Annotated in this window: 24 protein-coding genes; 9 read left to right on the top strand and 15 right to left on the bottom strand. The window is 34.3% G+C overall.

What is annotated here, in order from left to right; translation table 11 throughout:
• Positions 1-2: 2 nt before the first annotated feature.
• The 5 genes from JO950_RS04095 to JO950_RS04075 all read right to left on the bottom strand — a co-directional run bounded on the left by JO950_RS04095 (position 3) and on the right by JO950_RS04075 (position 3,365).
• Complete coding sequence (locus tag JO950_RS04095) at positions 3-1,502, bottom strand: malate:quinone oxidoreductase (protein WP_202701389.1); 1,500 nt, start codon at positions 1,500-1,502, stop codon at positions 3-5.
• A gap of 112 nt (positions 1,503-1,614) precedes the next feature.
• Positions 1,615-2,031 (bottom strand): Holliday junction resolvase RuvX, encoded by a 417-nt coding sequence (ruvX, locus tag JO950_RS04090; RefSeq protein WP_070906723.1) that lies wholly within the window; start codon positions 2,029-2,031, stop codon positions 1,615-1,617.
• 25 nt (positions 2,032-2,056) lie between these two features.
• On the bottom strand, positions 2,057-2,338 hold the full coding sequence (locus JO950_RS04085; RefSeq protein WP_202701387.1) for a type II toxin-antitoxin system RelE/ParE family toxin: 282 nt from the start codon (positions 2,336-2,338) through the stop codon (positions 2,057-2,059).
• Positions 2,328-2,561: a hypothetical protein gene (locus JO950_RS04080; protein WP_202701385.1), complete on the bottom strand. Its 234-nt coding sequence runs from the start codon at positions 2,559-2,561 to the stop codon at positions 2,328-2,330. Before JO950_RS04080 ends, JO950_RS04085 begins: the two co-directional genes overlap by 11 nt.
• A 174-nt stretch (positions 2,562-2,735) precedes the next feature.
• Positions 2,736-3,365: a PAS domain-containing protein gene (locus JO950_RS04075; protein WP_202701383.1), complete on the bottom strand. Its 630-nt coding sequence runs from the start codon at positions 3,363-3,365 to the stop codon at positions 2,736-2,738.
• Positions 3,366-3,654: 289 nt separating this feature from the next.
• On the opposite strand from JO950_RS04075, the gene JO950_RS04070 reads away from it, so the two are divergent.
• On the top strand, positions 3,655-4,470 hold the full coding sequence (locus tag JO950_RS04070; RefSeq protein WP_089078334.1) for a 2,3,4,5-tetrahydropyridine-2,6-dicarboxylate N-succinyltransferase: 816 nt from the start codon (positions 3,655-3,657) through the stop codon (positions 4,468-4,470).
• 73 nt (positions 4,471-4,543) lie between these two features.
• On the opposite strand, the gene JO950_RS04065 is transcribed toward JO950_RS04070, so the two are convergent.
• The 3 genes from JO950_RS04065 to JO950_RS04055 form a co-directional block, all read right to left on the bottom strand.
• The gene (locus tag JO950_RS04065) at positions 4,544-5,293 is read right to left on the bottom strand and encodes a glycosyltransferase family 2 protein (RefSeq protein WP_202701381.1); all 750 of its coding nucleotides are present in this window, start codon (positions 5,291-5,293) and stop codon (positions 4,544-4,546) included.
• Between the two features lie 8 nt (positions 5,294-5,301).
• On the bottom strand, positions 5,302-6,015 hold the full coding sequence (locus JO950_RS04060; RefSeq protein ID WP_202701379.1) for a polysaccharide deacetylase family protein: 714 nt from the start codon (positions 6,013-6,015) through the stop codon (positions 5,302-5,304).
• Positions 6,016-6,330: 315 nt separating this feature from the next.
• Positions 6,331-7,080: a glycosyltransferase family 2 protein gene (locus tag JO950_RS04055; RefSeq protein ID WP_202701377.1), complete on the bottom strand. Its 750-nt coding sequence runs from the start codon at positions 7,078-7,080 to the stop codon at positions 6,331-6,333.
• A gap of 127 nt (positions 7,081-7,207) precedes the next feature.
• Between JO950_RS04055 and JO950_RS04050 the strand changes: the two genes are divergently transcribed.
• Both JO950_RS04050 and JO950_RS04045 read left to right on the top strand, forming a co-directional pair.
• Complete coding sequence (locus tag JO950_RS04050) at positions 7,208-8,272, top strand: glycosyltransferase family 9 protein (RefSeq protein WP_202701375.1); 1,065 nt, start codon at positions 7,208-7,210, stop codon at positions 8,270-8,272.
• A gap of 2 nt (positions 8,273-8,274) precedes the next feature.
• Positions 8,275-9,063 (top strand): glycosyltransferase family 2 protein, encoded by a 789-nt coding sequence (locus JO950_RS04045; RefSeq protein ID WP_237732271.1) that lies wholly within the window; start codon positions 8,275-8,277, stop codon positions 9,061-9,063.
• Here JO950_RS04045 and JO950_RS04040 read toward each other — a convergent pair.
• Positions 9,044-9,814: a Kdo domain containing protein gene (locus JO950_RS04040; protein ID WP_202701373.1), complete on the bottom strand. Its 771-nt coding sequence runs from the start codon at positions 9,812-9,814 to the stop codon at positions 9,044-9,046. The two genes, JO950_RS04045 and JO950_RS04040, sit on opposite strands and share 20 nt — an antisense overlap.
• Before the next feature lie 185 nt (positions 9,815-9,999).
• Positions 10,000-10,878 (bottom strand): hypothetical protein, encoded by an 879-nt coding sequence (locus JO950_RS04035; RefSeq protein WP_202701371.1) that lies wholly within the window; start codon positions 10,876-10,878, stop codon positions 10,000-10,002.
• A 52-nt stretch (positions 10,879-10,930) separates the two neighbouring features.
• On the opposite strand from JO950_RS04035, the gene glf reads away from it, so the two are divergent.
• The 3 genes from glf to JO950_RS04020 are packed head-to-tail and all read left to right on the top strand — an operon-like array spanning position 10,931 to position 13,362.
• Complete coding sequence (gene glf, locus JO950_RS04030; protein ID WP_202701369.1) at positions 10,931-12,043, top strand: UDP-galactopyranose mutase; 1,113 nt, start codon at positions 10,931-10,933, stop codon at positions 12,041-12,043.
• Positions 12,036-12,800, top strand: a complete 765-nt coding sequence (locus JO950_RS04025; protein WP_202701367.1) for a DUF4422 domain-containing protein — start codon at positions 12,036-12,038, stop codon at positions 12,798-12,800. Before glf ends, JO950_RS04025 begins: the two co-directional genes overlap by 8 nt.
• Position 12,801: 1 nt before the next feature.
• Entirely contained in the window at positions 12,802-13,362 is a 561-nt protein-coding gene (locus JO950_RS04020) for an L-threonylcarbamoyladenylate synthase (RefSeq protein ID WP_017498309.1), read from the top strand.
• Between the two features lie 186 nt (positions 13,363-13,548).
• On the opposite strand, the gene JO950_RS04015 is transcribed toward JO950_RS04020, so the two are convergent.
• Positions 13,549-14,673 (bottom strand): cysteine desulfurase family protein, encoded by a 1,125-nt coding sequence (locus tag JO950_RS04015; RefSeq protein WP_202701365.1) that lies wholly within the window; start codon positions 14,671-14,673, stop codon positions 13,549-13,551.
• Between the two features lie 87 nt (positions 14,674-14,760).
• Between JO950_RS04015 and JO950_RS04010 the strand changes: the two genes are divergently transcribed.
• Positions 14,761-15,741 carry a hypothetical protein gene (locus JO950_RS04010; protein WP_202701363.1) on the top strand — a complete coding sequence of 327 codons (981 nt, stop codon included), beginning with the start codon at positions 14,761-14,763 and terminating at the stop codon, positions 15,739-15,741.
• 146 nt (positions 15,742-15,887) lie between these two features.
• Here JO950_RS04010 and JO950_RS04005 read toward each other — a convergent pair whose 3' ends face one another.
• From JO950_RS04005 to JO950_RS03995, 3 genes are all read right to left on the bottom strand, one after another.
• Positions 15,888-16,439, bottom strand: a complete 552-nt coding sequence (locus tag JO950_RS04005; RefSeq protein WP_202701361.1) for a Smr/MutS family protein — start codon at positions 16,437-16,439, stop codon at positions 15,888-15,890.
• Positions 16,429-16,614 carry a hypothetical protein gene (locus tag JO950_RS04000; protein WP_017498305.1) on the bottom strand — a complete coding sequence of 62 codons (186 nt, stop codon included), beginning with the start codon at positions 16,612-16,614 and terminating at the stop codon, positions 16,429-16,431. Before JO950_RS04000 ends, JO950_RS04005 begins: the two co-directional genes overlap by 11 nt.
• A gap of 382 nt (positions 16,615-16,996) precedes the next feature.
• Positions 16,997-17,698 (bottom strand): DUF1003 domain-containing protein, encoded by a 702-nt coding sequence (locus JO950_RS03995; RefSeq protein ID WP_202701359.1) that lies wholly within the window; start codon positions 17,696-17,698, stop codon positions 16,997-16,999.
• Positions 17,699-17,890: 192 nt separating this feature from the next.
• On the opposite strand from JO950_RS03995, the gene JO950_RS03990 reads away from it, so the two are divergent.
• Together JO950_RS03990 and cysM are read left to right on the top strand one after the other, a co-directional pair.
• Positions 17,891-18,682 (top strand): serine O-acetyltransferase, encoded by a 792-nt coding sequence (locus JO950_RS03990; protein ID WP_202701357.1) that lies wholly within the window; start codon positions 17,891-17,893, stop codon positions 18,680-18,682.
• 1 nt (position 18,683) lies between these two features.
• On the top strand, positions 18,684-19,571 hold the full coding sequence (gene cysM / locus JO950_RS03985) for a cysteine synthase CysM (RefSeq protein WP_202701355.1): 888 nt from the start codon (positions 18,684-18,686) through the stop codon (positions 19,569-19,571).
• A 314-nt stretch (positions 19,572-19,885) separates the two neighbouring features.
• Here the strand turns inward: cysM and JO950_RS03980 are convergent, their stop codons facing one another.
• A complete protein-coding gene (locus tag JO950_RS03980; RefSeq protein ID WP_202701353.1) occupies positions 19,886-20,935 on the bottom strand; it encodes a sensor histidine kinase KdpD in 1,050 nt (349 codons plus the stop codon).
• Positions 20,936-21,003: the final 68 nt, after the last annotated feature.

Genomic DNA, 21,003 nt, shown 5'->3' with positions numbered 1-21,003 from the left:
GTTTAACTATTTTTTAGTTTTAAAACTTCAGAAGTATGTTTTCTGAGCTCGGCTAAAAGTTCCGGTTTATCATTTAAAGTCTGACCGTAAGAAGGGATCATCGTTTTCATTTTTGACTGCCATTCCGGTGTTTTCACCTGATTGGCAAAACATCTGCTGATCAAATCAACCATAATGCCCACTGCAGTTGACGCTCCAGGAGAAGCTCCCAATAACACCGCCAGGCTTCCGTCGTGTGTACTAATTACTTCGGTACCAAACTCTAAAACCCCACCACCGTTTTCATCTTTTTTAATTACCTGAACACGTTGTCCGGCTCTTTCCAGTTTCCAGTCTTTAGAACGTGCTGTTGGCAAATACTCGCGTAATGCTTTCATTCTGTCTTTAGGAGACTGACGTACCTGCTCAATCAAATATTTAGTCAAAGGAATATTATGATATCCTGCTGACAACATTGGAATTAAGTTGTTCGGTTTTATAGATAATGGTAAATCTAAGTAAGAACCATTCTTCAAAAAGCGTGTTGAAAATCCGGCAAACGGACCGAAAAGCAATGCTTTTTCGCCATCAATTACACGGGTATCAATATGTGGTACAGACATTGGAGGTGCTCCAACGCTTGCTTTTCCGTAAACTTTTGCCTGATGTTTTGCAATTACCTCCGGATTGGTACATTTTAACCATTGACCGCTTACCGGAAAACCTCCGTAACCATCTCCTTCCGGTACATTTGCTTTTTCTAATAAAGGCAATGAACCTCCACCCGCTCCAATAAATACAAACTTAGTATAAGCTTTTCTCACATCACCGGTAGCAAGATCGGTGATTTTGATACGCCATGATTTATCTTCACGTTGTTTTAGTTTTTTAACTTCATGATTAAAGTGTAAAGAAACACCATCAAGTGTCGCTAAATAATTGAACATGCTTCTGGTTAAGGCCCCAAAATTCACATCGGTACCTATTTCCATATGAGTAGCTGCCAGTTTCTCGTTAGCATCTCGGCCTTCCATAACAAGCGGCATCCATTTATTTAACTGCTCAAAATCGGAACTAAATTCCATTTGAGAAAAAATAGGGTTGTTTTGTAATGCTTCAAATCTTTTTTTAAGATACTCTACATTTTTATCTCCCCAAACAAAACTCATGTGAGGAACACTTTTAATAAAATTATCAGGAGATGGTACCTTTTTCTGTTCTACTAAATAGGACCAAAACTGGCGTGAAATCTCAAAAGATTCAGCAATACTTATCGCTTTTTTCGGATCAATACTTCCGTCAGCCTTTTCAGGAGTGTAATTTAATTCACAAAAGGCAGAGTGCCCTGTTCCTGCATTATTCCATGCATCTGAACTTTCTGCGGCGGCAACATCTAATCTTTCGTAAATTTCAATTTTTATATCAGGTTGTAATTCTTTCAAAATTACTCCAAGAGTGGCACTCATAATTCCCGCTCCAATAAGCACTACTTCACTATTAGAACGTATTGTTTTGTCAGACATAACAGTATTATTTTTAAAGTGCAAAGGTACTTTTTATAATTGCAAAAAAAAACTAAAATTGCATGATAAAAGTTATGTTTTTCTAAAAAATAAAAAGCTAAAAGATTGGGTGCTAAAAACGTTTTGACGAAAGATAGTCCTGAAGCATAATTGTAGCCGAAATTTCATCGATCAAACCTTTGTTCTGACGCTGTTTCTTGCTGAGTCCGCTATCGATCATCGTTTGAAAGGCCATTTTCGAAGTAAAACGTTCGTCGACACGAACTACTTTCATATCAGGGAAAATATTGGTAAAATGAGTTACAAATCCTTTAATAACTGAAGCACTCTCTGATGGCTGACCATTCATTTGCTTGGGCTCGCCAATTAAAACGGCTTCGACCTTTTCTTTTGCAAAATAATCTTTCAGAAAATCAATAAGGGTATTGGTTGGTATTGTTGTTAAACCTGAAGCAATGATCTGCATTTCATCAGTAACCGCAATTCCGGTACGTTTTTGTCCGTAGTCTATAGAAAGAATTCTTGGCATTTTATTTTTTTTTTGCAAACTTAATTTAAAATAGTGCTCGATGCTTTAAAATACCAATAACATGAACAATTTCATTCTTAGAGTCAATTTTCACGATTGTAGTGTATCCTTTAAAAATATAATCTCTAAAATTTTCATCATCAAAATATACAGATTTTTTAAAATGAAAAGGATTTACCAAATCCTTCTTCAACTTTTTTACTAATTCATTTTTAAAATTTCTTGCTGCAATTGGTTTATCTTTTGAAATAAAATGCACGATATCATTCAAATCATAATTAAACTCAATCGTTAAATTAACTTTCATATTTTTTAATAGTCTCTTCAAGTAAAACATCTAATTCTTCAAACGTGCTATATTGTGCTGTTCCGTTTGCAATTTTTTCAGCTCTCTCTCTCAATTTCCTCTTATCCTCTTCAAATCCTGAATCTTCCGGAATTATTTTAAGTTCCTCTGAAGAGAATGAACTTAACAATTTTAATATTTTTTCTTTTATTTCCGGTTGAAACTCTAATCTAATTGCTTCCATAATACTTTCATTTACAATACAAAGATAAAGCTTTTTGAATTGATGTTTTTATAATTTAATGTACCTCAAAAGAGTAATTCATTCCCTCTTCAATATTAAATTCAAAAAATCCGTTCTGAGCTTTTGTTAAAAACGGATTTTTTTCCAAATATTCAAAACCTAAAAAAATAACTTCTATCTGTTAAACAGTCTTCTAAAAAAACCTCTTTCCTCCTCTTCATCATTTTCCTGCACTTCATATTGAGCAAACTTTGCCTGAGATTTCTCATGCTCGTAAATTAACTCCTTAATATATTCAACATAAGTCCTCTTCTTTTCCTCCAGAAATCCAATAAGGTACTTCTCACTAAACTCCATACCGCTCGCTGCTTCAATTTGCAACAGTTTTTTATACAATGGCTCAATATGCAAGGCTATTACCTCCTGCGGAACCGCTTGTCGTCTTCCAAAATAATTCACAATAACTCCGTTCTCGTCTTTTGCAATCTCAAAATCGGTAATAACCCAATAGTAACGCCCTGACTTTGCTAAATTCTTAACAATAGCATGAAAGTTTCTTCCGTTTTTAAGATTTTCCCAAAGTACTTTAAAAATAACTCTCGGCATATCCGGATGACGTATGATGTTGTGTGGCTGCCCCATTAACTCATAATCTTCATAACCGCATACATCCACAAATACTTCGTTGGCATACTCAATAATACCAAAAGCATTTGTTTTACTCATAATCACTTGTGTTTTATCCCACGTGACTTCTTTATCGATTACTGTAACAGGCGTTCGGAGTTGATTTTCTTGATTCATTTTTTACTGATTAAATATTTTTGTTTTGGAATGGTATTTCGCAATTCCTCTCTATATCTTTCGGGAATTATACCGCGAAATTAATGAGAAGTAAAAACGCAAAATCTGATTTTTATCATGTTTTACCATCAAAAAAAAGCGTTTATAGATTAACCGCATTCTTGCGTTTTCCATAAGCCTTGTTTTATTTATCAAAATACAAACAAAAAGTTACACTTGTAACATTTTACAATAGCTTTACTTTTCTGCTTTTCCGCAAATACCTTATCTTTGCCAAAAATTAAAACTTATGAATTCTTTACAGACTATAATAGAACAAGCTTGGGAAAACAGAGCTTTATTACAAGAAACAACCACTACTGATGCTATCAGGGAGGTTATTGAATTGATTGATGCAGGAAAATTACGTTGCGCTGAACCTGTTGGTGACAAGTGGCAGGTAAACGAATGGGTTAAGAAAGCTGTTGTAATGTATTTCCCGATTCAAAAAATGGAAACATGGGAATCCGGTATTTTCGAATACCACGACAAAATGTTGCTGAAAAAAGGTTATGCTGAAAAAGGAATTCGTGTAGTACCTAATGCTGTAGCCCGTTATGGAGCTTATATTTCAAGCGGTGTCATTTTGATGCCAAGTTATGTAAACATTGGTGCTTATGTTGATGAAGGTACCATGGTTGATACATGGGCAACTGTTGGAAGCTGTGCCCAAATTGGCAAAAATGTTCACTTAAGCGGAGGTGTTGGTATTGGTGGTGTTTTAGAGCCATTGCAAGCTGCTCCGGTTATTATTGAAGATGGTGCTTTTATTGGTTCTCGTTGTATTGTAGTAGAAGGAGTCCACGTAGGAAAAGAAGCGGTTCTTGGTGCTAATGTTTGTTTGACTGCTTCCACAAAAATTATCGATGTAACAGGTGACGAACCTGTTGAAATGAAAGGTTTCGTTCCTGCCCGTTCTGTTGTGATTCCGGGAAGTTACACTAAAAAATTCGCTGCAGGTGAATTTCAGGTACCATGTGCATTAATCATTGGTACTCGTAAACCATCAACAGATTTGAAAACTTCATTAAACAATGCACTTCGTGAGTACGATGTTGCTGTTTAATTTTAAGTCTCTATAAAAAAATAAAGCGGAATGAGTGATCATTCCGCTTTATTTTTTTTAAAACTATTTTTTTTTATTTATTCTGTTTTTGAAGTTTCAAAAGCTTGGCATATTTCATATAGGAAAAGAAAGCCTGAGTCATTGAAAAGGTGAAACCGTCTAAACCATGTAAAAAGCCTTTTTTAAAAAAATAACATCTAATAAAAGAAACTGTCCCGTTTAATATCGGTTTAAAGCTGTTTACCCTTTTATTCTGATCGTAAAGCTGCTGGGCATGCCAGGTAGAATATAAATTTTTCTTACTGATAAATTGTCCGAAACAGTCCCAGGCGTAATGATGAATATGAACTTTTAAGTGGGTCTTATTAGTACCACAAACTTTTTGATGTACACTATCTTTTGAAGGAGAAGCGGTTTGTTTGTTAAAAAATCGTGAAGTTTTATCAGGGTACCAACCTGCAAAATTAATCAGCTTACAGCCCATATAATTGTACAGCGAAAAGGCATACACATCAAAATTCTGTTTTTCGTATTGGCCCGATAATATAAATTTTTCAGCATCTTCGGCCAGAATCTCATCAGCATCTAAATTTAAAATCCAGTCATTTTTACAATAAGGAAGACCGTGAATTCTCTGAGGTCCGTCGCCTAAAAAGCTCTGCAAAACAACCTTAGCCCCTTTTTCTTCGGCAATTTTCACTGTATTATCTGTACTTAACGAATCTACAACAATTACTTCGTTACAAACTCTGAACAGCGCATCTATACATTTGCCAATGTTTTTTTCTTCATTATACGTTATTACTAATCCACTAATTTCCATAGCATTTTTTAAAATAATTTAAGCTTACCTATTTTCAATTTTAATTTAAATCTAAACAAACTATCTTCCCCTTTTATATCTATTCTCTTTACCAAATAGTTATTTTTAAAGGGAAAATTATTTACTCTGTTGCCTATTCTCAAACCGTATTGTATACCGTTATCACGCATCATATTTTCAAAAACAGCAAACTCAGAATGTTTCTTGGCATAGTTTCCAAAAGGATACGCCAGAACAGGTTTTATATCTAACTGATTATCTAAAATAAATTTATTAGACTTCGCAAAATCAGCTTCTAATTCTTCTTTAGACAACGAACTGTATCTTTTATGTTCAAAAGAGTGATACCCCAGCTCAATAAGATCAGGATTTAACCCTTTTAGCTGTTCGACACTCATGATCTTTTCTTTCCCTTCGATCCAGTAATCAAAATTCCCAACGTAAGAAAATGGTATAAAAAAAGAGGCTTTTAATTGGTATTTTTCAAGCAAAGGCACAGCATACAACAACTGGCACTCGGTAACATCATCAAAAGTGATTATGATGCTTTTTGAAGGAAGTTCTTTGAAATTTTCCAGATCTTTAAAATGAAATGTCGTGTAATTGTTATCGTGTAAAAATTTAAATTGTGATTCTAATTTTGCTACAGAAACACTTAAATCCACAGACTTTGCTTCGTCTTCCACAACATTATGATACATTAAAATTGGCAGCTTTGACATTCTCTATTTTTTTAGCAAATCTATCATTAATAGTATTATTTTTCACAAAAAAAACACTTTTAAGCAAAAAAAAAGAAATGAAACAAAAAACCTTGTTATTGTTAAATAAAACCTGATGTTATTTGTTTTCAAATATAAGAAAAAAACTACGTTCGCTAATTTTTAAAGCAAAATTACCACTAACTATATTGCGAAAAATATATCTGACACATGCAACAATCGAAAAGCTAAGAAATAACACAGCGTGAAAGACTATGTTAGTATTTTAAAAACCGATACTGTAATTGAGATTAGCACCTCCGTTTTTATCAGATTTTATTTTAGCTTCTTTTGAAGTTTTAAAAGCTTAGCATATTTCATATAAGAAAAGAAACTCTGAATCATCGCTATCGACAAGCCGTCTATACCATTAAAAATACCTTTCTTAAAAAAGTAGCATCTGATAAACGCAACAGCCCCATTAACAACCGGCTTAATTGCGGTTATTCTTTTCCCCTGATCAAACAGTTGTTGCGCATGCCAACCGGAATATTGATTCTTTTTTGCAATAATTTGATCTAAAGAATCCCAACCATAGTGTAAGAGGTGTACGGAGACCTTTTTCTCATTTTGAGTAATTATCTTCTGATGCACCTTAGAATCAGACGGATGTGCTGTTTGTTTATTAAAAAAACGGACTTTTTGATCCGGATACCAGCCCGAAAAATCGATAAGTTTATCGCCTAGAAAATTTTTTACTCTGAAGCTAAAAGCATCATAATTTCCTTCAAGATATTTTTTATCTGTTATAAATTTTTCAGCATCTTCGGCCAGAATCTCATCAGCATCTAAATTTAAAATCCAGTCATTTTTACAATAAGGAAGACCATGTGTACGTTGCGGGCCGTCGCCCAAAAAGGTCTGTTCAATCACTATTGCGCCTTTTTCTCTGGCAATTTCAACAGTACAATCTTTGCTAAACGAATCTACTACAATTACTTCGTCACAAACTCTTAGTAAAGCATCTATACATTTACCAATGTTTTTCTCTTCATTGAAAGTAATAATAAGACCACTAATTTGCATTTTATTGGGGGGAATTTATTTTTTTACAAAAATACGGCTTTTTATTTTAGTTACCTTATCTTAATCGTGCGCTTGCACACTTTATAAAATTATTACTAATTTAGCCCACAAATTGAATTTTATATAAATGAGAATATTAGTCATTCAGCAAAAAAGAATTGGAGATGTATTAACGAGCACCATAATCTGTAATAATCTAAAAACCAAATACCCGGATTCGATTATCGATTATATGTGTTACCCAAATTCTGTCGATGTACTAAAAGAGAACAAGAATATTGATAACATTATTCCTTTATCCAACAAGGTTAGAAAATCAACTCCTTCTCTGTTTAAATTTATTTTTCAAATCCGACGTAATAAATACGATGCTGTTATTGACGTCTATTCTAAGCTGGAAACTAATTTAATTACGTTGTTTTCGGGTGCAAAATATAAGGTTTCATATCGTAAATGGTACACCAAAATATTCTACAATTACACTTATGAACGTTTAGATGCCGTAGAATCAGAACACGGATTGGCCATTGAAAATCGTTTGATGCTTCTAAAACCGTTTATTCCTGAAAAGATTACAGATGTAAAACCAAAAATATTTTTGAAAGAATCTGAAATTGATGATGCTAAAAAACTTCTGAAAAGCTATCAGGTTGATACGGAAAAGCCATTAATCATGTTTGGAATTTTGGGAAGCGAAGTTTACAAGACGTATCCTTTAGAAGGAATGGCTAAAATCATTGATTTTACAGTTGCCAAAACCAATGCCACTATTATTTTCAATTATATTCCAGATCAAAAAGAACAGGCCCTTGAAGTATACAACCATTGTAGTGCCGAAACTAAAAAACACATCGTCTTTGATTTGTACTGCACCGAACTAAGACCTTTTCTGGCTTTGCTTTCACAATGCGAAATGCTGATTGGAAATGAAGGTGGAGCCGTGAATATGGCCAAAGCACTTGAAATTCCAACCTTCTCCATATTCACACCATCTGTTAGAAAAGAGACCTGGCAAATATTTGAAAATGAAGCCAAGAACTTCTCTATTCACTTAAAAGATTTAAAACCGGAAATATACAAGCAACACACCGAGCAATACATAAAAGATCATACTTTTCAGTACTACGATGAGTACCCTTTAAGTTTAATGCTTGAAAAACTGGATACTTATTTTCAGGAGTATAAAAATTGAAAATGAGTGAAGAACTTATGAATACTACTGACAGGGAAAAACTATCCGTTTTGATTATTACGCTTAATGAAGAAGGGCATATAAAATCATTACTGGAAGATATCGATTTTGCCGATGAAATTATTGTGGTAGACTCGTACAGTACCGATCGGACGCTGGACATAATTGAATCTTTTAAAAACGTAAAAGTAATCCAGAATCCGTTCGTTAATTACACTTCACAACGTAATTTTGCGATTGATCAGGCAAAAAACTCCTGGATCTTATTCATCGATGCCGATGAAAGATTAACTCCGGAACTAAAACTGGAAATCGCAGCCACCATCAGTCAAAAAGATGCAGCAAGTGCCTATTTCATTTACAGAACTTTTATGTTCCAAAGCCGTAAGCTTCATTTTAGCGGCTGGCAAACGGATAAAATTTTCAGACTTTTCAATAAGACTAACTGTCGATACAATCAGGACAGAATGGTACATGAAAAACTGATCGTGAACGGGTCTATTTCAACTTTAAAGAATAAGATCATTCATTTCTCGTATACTTCTTTTTCTGACTACAAAGCAAAAATGTACAGTTACGGGGTTTTAAAGGCCAATGAAAAACAAAAAAAAGGACAGAAATCATCTCGTCTATTGATGATTTTCCATCCTGTTTATACTTTTTTGTATCAGTTTTTAGTTCGTTTGGGCTTTTTAGACGGAGTCAAAGGAATCACGATATGTTATCTAAATGCATACAGTGTCTTTATCCGCTATAAAGAGCTTTTCCGAATTACTTCTTCCAAAACTTAAACTTCTTTTTTAAGCGCTTTTTCCTGTAAAACTTCTCCTGAAAATCAGCGGTATATTTCCACAAAGTTTCAAATATTCTTTGCTCCGATTCTTCTTTATAAAACTTTGCATACTCATTACTCATAACCGCCACCATCTCTTTTAAAGGAGTCAGACGACATAAGTTTTTCATACGCATTTCAAAACTCATTGATTCATGAAACTCCATTCGGTTTAAATCGACCAAAAAGAATTCGTAATTTCCATCTTGCTTCTTCTTAATAAGCGTATTTCCAGGTGAGTGATCCAAAAATTCAATTCCTTTCTTATGAAGACCAAAACTAAACCTTGTAAATTGTCTTAAGATATTGTCACGATCCGGGTAATCCGGAATTTCTACAAGTTCTCTATAGGTTAAATCAGTTGTCAAATGCTCACTTGCATAATAACTGTCTCTCAGTCCTACAAAATTAAAGTTCTCTAAAAACGCTATGGGCTGTGGAGTTCCAATACCTTTTTCTAATAAAATGGTAGCATATTCGTACGAACGTCTTGCCTTTGATTTTCTAAAATAACGGTAAGCCACTTTATTAATTAGATTTGGAACTTTAAACGATTTAATGTTGATTTTTTTCTCCTCAAGATCAAACAATTTAATAACATTTCGGTCTCCATTCCCAAACAACTCGCCTGAAGTATTAAAATTTTTAATAAAAGTCAGGATATCTCTGGAACTTTTTACTGCTGTTGAAAATCTAAATTTTGAGATCATTAACTATAACTTTGATATTAATTTATTACCCATTTCCAATGCTCAATGATTTATTTTATTCAAACCAAAGCATCAAAAAGCAGTTCAATAGTCTGCAATTCTAAGAGGTAAATGGAAGGAAGCAAAAATAACCTTAATAATTAAGAAAAATCAAATATGAGAGCAAAAACGAACTAAAAATTACCTTATGCCTTTTTTTTCTTCAATGAATATTTCAGCCACTGTCCGAAATTTTTAAAATAGAGATTGAACTTAGGCACATTCAGTCTTTTTTCTTTCTCAATAATCTCTTTTATCTGAGGGATACTTTTAGTCGAGAAGAATCCTAATTTCTTCCATCTTTTAGGCTGTAAATAGTAAAAATCTTTGTACTCTTTATAATTGTTTTCATTCACAACAAGCCATTTATCCAAAAATCCCTTATCTACATCAACATTATGCCCCCAATTGTCAAGCTTAAAACGCAAATCGGCTTCTGTTCTTGACAAGGATTCATGCAAGACAATATTATTGGTATAAATCTGACGCTCTTTGATTCTGCGTCCGCTTTTATAATTAGGATAATTTGTCGCAAAAATTGCTTTCAGCGGTTTATCTACATATAAAATACCCTGATCTGTATATTTATAAAGCATAACCCAGAAAGCACATATCTGTATAGGATGTTTTTCGGGATTAATTAAATAAGAATCGTATCGTCTTAAATCTGAAACAAACTTTTTAAAGTCAACAAAATACTCGTCGCAATCTACCTGAACAATCCAGTTCCCAATTCCCATTTTTTCAGCGAGCATTTTTCGCTCTCTGATTTCACATTCCATTGTAGTTAAGGTTGGAACATAAAAATCATCTTCATAAATCACTACCTTCTTATCAACGTCAAAATCCTTAATCCATTCAAAAAAAGAATCATCGATCGTAAAGCTTCCGCCATTCCAGGTATTTCTATTTTTATCAATGGCGACAAAAACCGCATCTGCATCGTTATACACTGTTGGAAGTGATGTTTTTAACAACTCATAATCATACGAAACCAGATATCCTACTTGTATTTTTCCTGCCATTTTTACTTTTGTAATTTGTTGCAATTTACTAATTAATCTCTACTTTTGCATCATGAAAAAGCAATATGACTATTTAATAATCGGATCAGGACTCTTTGGAAGTGTGTTCGCACATGAAGCAACAAAAGCAGGCAAAAAATGCCTGGTAATTGACAAAAGAGAACATATAGGAGGAAATATATATTGCGAAAATATTGAAGGAATTAACGTTCACAAATATGGCCCGCATATCTTTCATACCAACGATAAAGCGATATGGGATTATGTCAATCAATTTGTTGATTTTAATAACTTTATTTATTCTCCGATGTCCTTTTCTAAAGGGAAATTGTATAATTTACCTTTTAACATGAATACTTTTTATCAACTTTGGGGCACCAAAACTCCTCAGGAGGCCAAAGCCAAAATTGATGAACAAATAACCACTTATGGCACAAAAAACCCTCAAAATCTTGAAGAACAAGCGCTAAGCCTTGTCGGAAAGGACATATACCATAATCTTATTAAAGAATATACTGAAAAACAATGGGGAAGAAAGGCAACTGAATTACCCGCTTTCATCATAAAAAGACTCCCTGTTCGATTCACTTTTGACAACAATTATTTTAACGATACTTATCAGGGAATTCCTATTGGCGGTTATAATAAATTAATTGAAGGATTACTGGAAGGAATTGAAGTAATAACTAACACAGATTATTTTTCAGACAGAAAAAAATTCAACTCAATTGCCAACAAAGTGGTTTATTCCGGGAAAATTGACGAGTACTTCGATTATAAATTAGGGCTTTTGGAATACAGATCATTGCGTTTTGAGAACGAAGTGCTGGACACAGAGAATTTTCAAGGAAATGCAGGCATTAATTATAATGATGCAAGCTATGGCTTTACCAGAATAATTGAGCACAAACATTTTGAATTTGGAAAGCAAAAGAAAACCATTATTACAAAGGAATACCCTTGCGAATGGAATCCTTCTAATGAAGCGTTCTATCCTATAAACGATGACAAAAACCAAACGCTATTTGAAGAATACCATAAACTATCTTTAAAAGAAGAAAATGTGATATTTGGAGGAAGATTATCAGAATATAAATATTATGACATGCATCAGGTAATTGCTATGGCTCTAACAAGATCTAAAAAAGAATTAAACAATGATTAAGATTTTTATCGTAACCCATAAAGAAAATCCGGTATTATCAAACAATCTTCTGGTTCCTATGCAAGTTGGAACAAATGAATCTATCACAACTACTATCCTAAGAGACAACACGCAGGACAATATCGGAAGTAAAAACAGTAATTACTGCGAGCTCACTGCTGCCTACTGGGTATGGAAAAATGAAAAAGAAGCGGATTACGTAGGTATTTGTCATTACAGAAGATATCTTAACTTTTACAACGACTGGTACAACCTAAAACCCTCTGCACAGAAAAAAATTACAACCGAAGATTTTAAGAGAACAAAGCTGTATAATACATCTTCTGAAAAATTAGAAAAAAAAATACTCTCTATTCTTTCAGAATATGACGTAATTCTTTGCCGACCTTATAAATTCAAAAATGGTTCCTTAACCCAGAACTACTGTGAGGATCACCGAAAAGAAGATTGGGATTTAACCAAACAGATCATTTTAGAAAAATATCCGGAATATAACGACAGTATTACCCAATTTTTAGACGAAGGAACCCTTTTCCACATGGGAAATATGATGGTCACCTCAAAAGAAAAATTTGACACTTACTATACCTGGCTTTTTTCAATTCTGTTTGAACTTGAATCCAGAGTTACAATCCCGGAAGACGCTTATCAGGCCCGAATTTTTGGTTTTATTTCAGAAAGACTAATCAATCTTTATATGTATCATCATAAGTTTAAAATTAAAGGAATTCCATCATACAAAATAATTGACTTGTAATATGAACGAAGAAATAATCAAAGCGTACGAAGTCATAAAAGAAGGAGGAATCATACTCTACCCTACTGATACCGTGTGGGGAATTGGCTGTGACGCAACAAATCCTGAGGCTGTTGCCAAAATATACAAACTCAAACAACGTGCTGAAACACAAAGTATGATTGTATTGATGAATGGCGAAAAAATGATGTACAATGTATTTAAAAACATCCCTGAAGTAGCCTGGCAAATTTTAGATTTATCTGAAAAACCAACCACTTTAATTCTGGATGAACCACGTAATGTCGCTCCAAATATCATAGCTGCCGACAATTCGCTTGCTGTTCGTCTGGTAAAAGAACCGTTCTGTTTTAAATTATTGGAACGAATGAAAAAACCACTGGTTTCGACTTCAGCTAATATTTCGGGACAGCCGACTCCTATTGGCTTCAAAGACATCAATCCGGAAATTGTGAAAGGCGTTGACTATGTAGTAAATCTGTATCACGACAGGATTGCCGGAAAACCTTCAACAATCATAAAACTCACTAATGATTCACAGGTAAAAGTGATTCGTAAGTAATTGTAGATTTTAGATTGCAGATTTTAGATTGCTTAAAATCTGCATTTAACAACTTTAAATAGTTTCAGGTTTCAAGTTTCAAGTTTCAGGTTTCAAGTTTCAGGTTTCAGATTACATCACTCACAATGTACATTTTACTTGTCCCTACAGACCTTTGCTCCTGTATACCTCAAAACCTTAGTCCCTCTAAAGACCTTTTAAACTCTCAATCAACCAGTCAATATCTTCCTTGGTATTGAAATGACTAAATGAAATTCGGAGATTTGGTAATTTTAAATCAGTCTCCGAAAGCATTTCTTTCAAAACATGTGACGGTTTCACACTCCCTGACTGACAGGCACTGCCTCTGGAAACAGCAATTCCTTTCATATCTAAACTAAACAAAAGCATCGAAGTTTTATCTGCTGAGAAAGGCAGAATAACATTGATGATATTGTAAAAATCATCCTTCTTTCCATTGATTCTGAAACCCGGAAAATGAGCTTCAAATTGCTCCATAAGATAGGTTTTCAAGCCGAAAATATAATTTCTTTCAGCATCTAAATTCTCATACGAAAGAGACAATGCTTTTGCCATTCCGGCAATCTGATGCACGGCTTCTGTACCGGCACGCAAGCCTTTTTCCTGCTCTCCTCCAAAAATCAAAGGCTGTAATCCTGAATTTTTTCGAACAAATGCAAACCCAACTCCTTTTGGACCGTGAAATTTATGCGCACTTGCTACAATAAAATCAACAGGGATTTTTTGCAGATCGATCTCCGTTTTTCCAACAGACTGAACAGTATCCGAATGAAACAAAGCATTATACTGCTTACAAATTACACCAACTCTTTCCAGATCCAAAATGGCTCCGGTTTCGTTGTTTACATGCATCAAACTGACAATTGTCTTTTTGTCTTCGGCTAATAAATTGGATAAATGAGTTAAATCTATACCTCCATCAGGATTTACATTTACGTAATCCACCTGAACGTTATATTCAGATTCTAAAACCAATGCGGTATGCAATACGGCATGATGCTCGATTCTGGTTGTAATAATGCGTTCTGCTTTAAGATCTTCCACCGCCGAACGAAGAATCCAATTATCAGCCTCAGTTCCTCCTGAGGTGAAAATAATCTCCTGTGCCGTACAATTTAAATATTTCGCAATACTTTTTCTGGAAAGCTCTAAAATGGTCTTTCCGTTTCTTCCGAAACTGTGTGTAGAAGAGGGATTTCCAAAATCTTCAGTCATTACTTTCAACATTTCCTGAATCACTTCAGGGCGCATAGCGGTTGTAGAGGCGTTATCGAGGTATACTTTTTTCATTAATACAAAGTTATGAAATATCAATTGTCAAATCTAGAATATCATTTGCCAAATTTTTCACTATTTTTGACCTCAAATAAAATTACGATGAAAAAATATGCAAGCCTTCTCTTCTTAGCGCTTTTATTAAACGGCTGCGACGATGGGGATTTAGTAGTAGATACAATTGATTTTAGTGACCCTTCCATTACAGCCGCAACCTGTAACACAACAACCAATAATATTATATACAAACTTAAAAAACAAGAGTCACTTTTAATTCAATTACCTCCTAACAGCCTTACTAATGATGCAACGGAACCTGGCAAACCTAAAACTTTTGACATCAACAATACCGATATCCGAGTAGTATACAGAGCCTATAACGGTCTTATAGGAGTTGACAACATTTGTGGCGCAATCCCTCCAACAACACCGGCTGTAACTGAGGAATGGCAGGCCACTGCCGGAAAAATTGTAGATGTTATTACAGCAGCTGTAACCGATAACACTGATGGAAGCTCTACCATTACAGGTTACAATCACAATATCTTTTTCCAGAATATTACTTTTCTAAAACCGGCAGGCCCACAAGTAGAGGCCGAATACTCATTTGGTCTTTTTAAAACCACATACAATGCTCCGAATACTGTTTTCCAAACAGTTGTCAGACAATGTCCAACCTCAAAGCAATTATTTAATTTCACACCTTCAAGCGCTTTAACAATTGACAGCATCGATCCTAAACTGCTTGAAAATGTTGTTACGCCTTCCAACCAGCCTAAAACAGGCTTAATTGGTTCTTCAACCAATAAAGTTCTATTGCGCACTTACAATGGTACTTCTCTAACTCAGGATTATTTTTGCGCTACGCCTTTACCGACTACTCCAACTGTAAACGAAATATGGACTGCAGATAATGGCGTACAAAATGTAAGTGGAATTATCGAAGTCAGTACAACTCTTGTTGGAAGTACTTATTTCCACAAGATCGTTCTTAAAGGAGTAAAACTCACAAGAGCCAACAGTAGTTTTAAATTACCAACTATTTACAATTACGGAATTCTTGAGGTATCGGCTACACCATAAAAGGTAATTTCAAAACAAGTTCACACCTGTTTACATTCCTACAAAAAACGTACGTTTTTCTAAACTGATTTCATTAGAAATTCAGAAAGAAAAACGGACGTTTTTTTTATGTCCTAAACCCAATATTTTACGACAGAAATAAGATCTTATTTCTGATTTTGTTTAAAATAAACTTCGGTTGCACCTAAGCCATATTTTTGATAATTAGCATCCTGAAAATCTATTCCGTCGTAACGACCCAATAAAAAATCAAGTTCCGCTTTTAGAATTCCTTCACCAACGCCATGAATAAAAACAATTTTAGGAATACGATTTCTGATCGCAAATTCAATATGCCTTTTGGCTGTTTCGGTCTGTAAAGTCAAAATATCATAATTAGACATTCCGCGTTTATTGGGAACCAGTTTTTCGATATGCAAATCAAACTCAGGAGCCGAAATTTCACGTTTATCTTTCTTTTCTTTCACAAAACTTCGCGGTTTTGGCTCTGTTTTCTCTTTTGAAATCTCATCTAAATCAATTCTTTTGATAGAATTCATTAAATTACTGGAATATTGCACTTTAAGTAGTTCATTGACAAAAAATGTCATCATAAAACCATCCTCGGTTTCAATTAAAACTTCCTTGTTTTTCACCGAAACTACTGTTCCGTTTATCGCTTCGTCTAAGACCGAAACCTTATCTCCTTTAGTCAACATCCTGCTCTTCTTTATCTTGGTTTTTACTAGGTGTTTTTGCACTCAACTGCATCATTCCATACATGAAAACCGCAATGGCAATTACCATAATATAGATGTTTTTTTCCGCTGAAACCTGCTCGTATAACGCAACCGAAATGGCAAGAATCATTATTAAAATTTTAAACGCTTTCATTTTTTATAAGTATTGAAAGTTCAAAAATAGGAAACTTTAAAATAGCAACACTACCCCTGTCCAACTGTCCTTACTAATTCTGGTTTGATTTTAGAAAAAGAAATTTCCTAATTTAAAAAAAACAGTGTTATTGTCGTATATTAAATCTTGCTTCTTTTGCACTAGAAATCAAAAGCCTCCCTTTCTATTCCATTCTTACTTTTTTAGTATTAGATTTTTAATACAATTCTAAACACAATCTAATCTGAAAGCCTCTCCTTTTCTAAAATCATTACCCACTTTGCTTCAAAAAATTAAAATTCAATTACCCTAAACACTTTCAACTATAAAACCTTTTTTCAGTCCTTTCAAATCCTTTTTAACCTCATTACTTTTGTAAGAGTCATTTTTTGATCTTATCCAAAATATCGTTCATCATTTCGATTTGAACTTTTTGAATTTCGATCAGCTCCTGTTGTTGATGCATGATCAAATGATCGATTTTATCATGAATCATTCTGATCTCCAACTCCGATTTAAGATTGATCATATAATCTTTTTTGGCTCGATTTCGATCCTTCTCTTCCTGACGATTCTGACTCATCATGATTACCGGTGCCTGTAACGCAGCTATACAGGACAAAATCAAATTGAGTAAAATAAACGGATACGGATCAAAACCTTTGTTGACCAAAATAAAAACATTCGCTCCAATCCAAACTACAATAAAAATCAAAAAAGAAATAATAAACGTCCAGCTTCCGCCAAAATCCGCCACCTGATCTGCGACTTTTTGACCTAAATTTCTGGTTTCCGGCTCATCTTCAGCAATACTAACAATCGACTTATCTTCTTTTAACGCAGATAAAACACTTTGTTCAAGATCCGAAAGCACTCCAATTTCAGTTGATAAATAGTTCGAAATATACCTCTGACGGTATTCATTCAATTCTTTCACGGCAATACAATCCTCATCGCTAAAAGAGGGATGATCTTTAATAATCAATCCTAAAATAGGGTCATGTATCGATTTTCCATAAATTTTATCGCTTTCAGGAAAAGAAACATCAGAAATAGCGCTTTTAAAAGTGGAGTTGTTTTTCATTTTCACAATTTTTAACTGCTAATTTACACATTTAACAGCTTAAGAATTACATAAAAAAAACAGCCGTTTATATTTCTTTTATTTATCACAAATACCACTTTCAAAAGAAAATTTCTTTGTAGAATTCATGCCTTTATTTACAAAAAACACCTTACTTTTAGCGTTTCTAAGTATTCATTCAATTTTACCATTTTGACAAAAGATTCCATCATACAAAATATAAAAGCTTTAAAAAGTCATTCAAGCATAAATTACGGCATCAAAACCAAAACAGAAGATTTTACCGAGAAGCTTTTTTACACTCTTTTTGATTCCAATGCAGCTTTAGACGAAAGTATTCAAGAACTAGAGATTCGTTTCAAAGAAATTGCTGTTTTGGCCTGTAAAAAATCTGAAAATTCGTGTGATGCAATGTGGGATCGTTTTTTGGAAAAATTGCCCGGAGTTCTGGAAAAACTAAATCAGGACGCCGAATACATCCTTGAAAATGACCCGGCATCGAACAGCATTGACGAAGTTTATTTGGGATATCCCGGATTTTACGCGATCGCCATTTACCGACTAAGTCACGAATTGTATCGTCTGGATCTATTACTTTTCTCGAGATTGATGAGTGAGTACGCACATCGAATTACAGGAACCGACATTCATGCCGGAGCTGAGATTGCTTCTCCTTTTTTTATCGATCACGCTACGGGAATTGTAATTGGAGAAACTACTGTAATTAAAAAACATGTAAAAATTTATCAGGGTGTTACTTTAGGAGCTCTGAGCGTTAGTAAAGAAATGAAAAACGCCAAAAGACACCCGACTGTAGAAGCAAACGTTTGCATTTATGCCAATGCTACTATTTTGGGAGGCGAAACCATTATTGGAAAAAACAGCATTGTAGGCGGAAATGCATGGATCACCAAATCTATCCCTGAAGATTCAATCGTTTTAAACACCACTACGACTGAAGTTAAAATAAAAGAAACTAAATAAAATGGGTCCACAGAAATTGCTTAACCTAATTGGAAACACTCCATTGATGGAAACCGTCAATTTGGTTAAAAATAAAAACGTAAAGCTTTTACTGAAACTTGAAGGTAATAACCCAGGAGGAAGTGTAAAAGACAGAGCGGCATACAATATGATTGCTTCGGCTATTGAAAGAGGTGAAATTAAAAAAGGCGACAAACTCATTGAAGCTACCAGCGGAAATACGGGAATTGCTCTGGCAATGATTGCACAATTGTTTCAAATTGAAATCGAATTGGTTTTACCTGAAGATTCTACAAAAGAGCGAACTCAAACGATGCGTGCTTATGGCGCCACAGTCATTTTAACGCCCGCTAGTGAAGGAATTATTGGCTCGAGGGACTATGCCGACAAAAAGGTCGCTCAGGGCGGTTATTTGATGCTAAATCAGTTTGCAAACGATGACAACTGGAAAGCACATTACAAAACCACAGGTCCGGAAATCTGGAACGACACGGAAGGAACGGTAACCCATTTTGTTTCAGCAATGGGAACTACGGGAACCATCATTGGGACTTCGACCTATTTAAAAGAGAAAAACACTAACATTCAAATCATTGGAGCCCAACCTAGTGATGGGTCTCAAATTCCGGGAATTAGAAAATGGCCGCAGGAATATTTGCCAAAAATTTTTGATGCCTCGAAAGTAGATACTGTTATCGATGTAAGCGAAGAAGAAGCCAGACAAATGACTAAAAGGCTTGCTCTTGAAGAAGGTGTCTTTGCCGGAATGAGCAGCGGAGGATCTGTAGCTGTTGCCTTAAAAATTGCTGAACAACTGGAATCAGGAGTTATTGTTGCCGTGATTTGTGATCGAGGTGATCGTTATTTGTCTTCTGATTTATTTGACTAAAAACAACTTTATGGTTCTGAATTGATTTTTTTACTCGAAAATAAGATTCGTTCAGAGCCATAAATTATAAATTAGGCATAAGAATATCGCAAATTGAAACGCGGATTAGACGGATTCGCTAAAGCGAAAACGCTGATTGACGCTGATTTATTTTCTTTAAATCTTGTGAAAAAGCTTTTAAAATTGAGCACCGAAGGAGCGAAATAACTACAGACAATTTCTCCTTGTAAGAAAACAGCTCCGGAGGAGCGTTACACTCAAGAGAATATCAACAATAAACAACAAACAACAAACCAAAAACTACAAACAACAAACTACAATTCAAACTCAATTCTAAATTCAGCACCTTTATTTCTGCCCTCACTGGTTGCTGTTAATTTACCTTTATTCTTCTCAATTATTTTTTTACAGAGATACAATCCAATTCCGGTTGAAGATTCATTAGCGGTACCCAATCTACTCATTTTTGTGAATTTTTTAAAGAGCTCGTCAATCTGATTTTTATCAAAACCAATTCCATTGTCCGTAACTGTTACGATGAATTTTGAATCTTCGGTATAAATTCTCACTTTAACCTCACTATCAAAATAAGAGAATTTAACGGCATTGCTAATCAAATTCACTAAAACCTGAACCAGTAAACCTTCGTCAATTCTTAGTTTTGCTTCAACAAGCTCTAAATTCAGACTTAATTTAATATTCTTATCAATAAGGCGCTGTTCAACCTGTTCATTGATGAAAGGTAAAATATTAGGGAAGGTTATCATTCTGATCTCCAAATTTCCTTTCACTACCCGATCTTGTTCTTGTAATAATTTGATGAAGTTTTCAATATATCGAAACTGTAGATTGGTAGATTCACAAATCAATTCTGCCAATTGTCGAACTGATTCTGATGGTTTTTCACTTATAATGAGTCGCGCCAGTCCCTGAGGATTTCCTGCGAAATTTTTCAAATCGTGCGAAAGCATATAAATCAGATCCTGTTTTTCATTGATAAAACTTTCTGATTCATAGATCGATTCCTGAATATTACACAAGAGTAAACCTGCCTCATCACTATATTCTGTAGGCAAAATAGATAATTTCCTATTGTGTCTGTAATCGTCTAAGGCTTTTGAGGCTATTGAAATGGGTTTTATTAAGTGATTTAAAACTAAAAGCGTCACTAATGTCGCCAATAATGTCATAACCAAAGAAAAAATCAAAATTGAAGTCGCCGAAACACTGTGATTATAATACAGCACAAAAAATAAAATTCCTATTAGAGGGATATGAATACCTATAAAAGCAACAAACAAAAATTTGAAAGCATAGCTTTTCTTTAAAAAGCCAATTTGAGACAGATTATGATACAACTTCATAAAGGACAACAATACTAATTAGGTTATAAAAAAGGCAGTATTCGGGGCGCTTGTTATAAACAAAGTTA

Source organism: Flavobacterium sp. UGB4466 (assembly GCF_903469665.1).
Classification (GTDB): domain Bacteria; phylum Bacteroidota; class Bacteroidia; order Flavobacteriales; family Flavobacteriaceae; genus Flavobacterium; species Flavobacterium lipolyticum.
Note: the sequence above shows the minus strand (reverse complement) of the source record. Positions and strands in the feature narration are given on the sequence as shown.

Coding starts and splice junctions, on each gene's coding strand:
- JO950_RS04095 (WP_202701389.1), bottom strand. CDS start 1,502: ATGTCTGACAAAACAATACGTTCTAATAGTGAAGTAGTGCTTATTGGA.
- ruvX (WP_070906723.1), bottom strand. CDS start 2,031: ATGCCAAGAATTCTTTCTATAGACTACGGACAAAAACGTACCGGAATT.
- JO950_RS04085 (WP_202701387.1), bottom strand. CDS start 2,338: ATGAAAGTTAATTTAACGATTGAGTTTAATTATGATTTGAATGATATC.
- JO950_RS04080 (WP_202701385.1), bottom strand. CDS start 2,561: ATGGAAGCAATTAGATTAGAGTTTCAACCGGAAATAAAAGAAAAAATA.
- JO950_RS04075 (WP_202701383.1), bottom strand. CDS start 3,365: ATGAATCAAGAAAATCAACTCCGAACGCCTGTTACAGTAATCGATAAA.
- JO950_RS04070 (WP_089078334.1), top strand. CDS start 3,655: ATGAATTCTTTACAGACTATAATAGAACAAGCTTGGGAAAACAGAGCT.
- JO950_RS04065 (WP_202701381.1), bottom strand. CDS start 5,293: ATGGAAATTAGTGGATTAGTAATAACGTATAATGAAGAAAAAAACATT.
- JO950_RS04060 (WP_202701379.1), bottom strand. CDS start 6,015: ATGTCAAAGCTGCCAATTTTAATGTATCATAATGTTGTGGAAGACGAA.
- JO950_RS04055 (WP_202701377.1), bottom strand. CDS start 7,080: ATGCAAATTAGTGGTCTTATTATTACTTTCAATGAAGAGAAAAACATT.
- JO950_RS04050 (WP_202701375.1), top strand. CDS start 7,208: ATGAGAATATTAGTCATTCAGCAAAAAAGAATTGGAGATGTATTAACG.
- JO950_RS04045 (WP_237732271.1), top strand. CDS start 8,275: ATGAGTGAAGAACTTATGAATACTACTGACAGGGAAAAACTATCCGTT.
- JO950_RS04040 (WP_202701373.1), bottom strand. CDS start 9,814: ATGATCTCAAAATTTAGATTTTCAACAGCAGTAAAAAGTTCCAGAGAT.
- JO950_RS04035 (WP_202701371.1), bottom strand. CDS start 10,878: ATGGCAGGAAAAATACAAGTAGGATATCTGGTTTCGTATGATTATGAG.
- glf (WP_202701369.1), top strand. CDS start 10,931: ATGAAAAAGCAATATGACTATTTAATAATCGGATCAGGACTCTTTGGA.
- JO950_RS04025 (WP_202701367.1), top strand. CDS start 12,036: ATGATTAAGATTTTTATCGTAACCCATAAAGAAAATCCGGTATTATCA.
- JO950_RS04020 (WP_017498309.1), top strand. CDS start 12,802: ATGAACGAAGAAATAATCAAAGCGTACGAAGTCATAAAAGAAGGAGGA.
- JO950_RS04015 (WP_202701365.1), bottom strand. CDS start 14,673: ATGAAAAAAGTATACCTCGATAACGCCTCTACAACCGCTATGCGCCCT.
- JO950_RS04010 (WP_202701363.1), top strand. CDS start 14,761: ATGAAAAAATATGCAAGCCTTCTCTTCTTAGCGCTTTTATTAAACGGC.
- JO950_RS04005 (WP_202701361.1), bottom strand. CDS start 16,439: ATGTTGACTAAAGGAGATAAGGTTTCGGTCTTAGACGAAGCGATAAAC.
- JO950_RS04000 (WP_017498305.1), bottom strand. CDS start 16,614: ATGAAAGCGTTTAAAATTTTAATAATGATTCTTGCCATTTCGGTTGCG.
- JO950_RS03995 (WP_202701359.1), bottom strand. CDS start 17,698: ATGAAAAACAACTCCACTTTTAAAAGCGCTATTTCTGATGTTTCTTTT.
- cysM (WP_202701355.1), top strand. CDS start 18,684: ATGGGTCCACAGAAATTGCTTAACCTAATTGGAAACACTCCATTGATG.
- JO950_RS03980 (WP_202701353.1), bottom strand. CDS start 20,935: ATGAAGTTGTATCATAATCTGTCTCAAATTGGCTTTTTAAAGAAAAGC.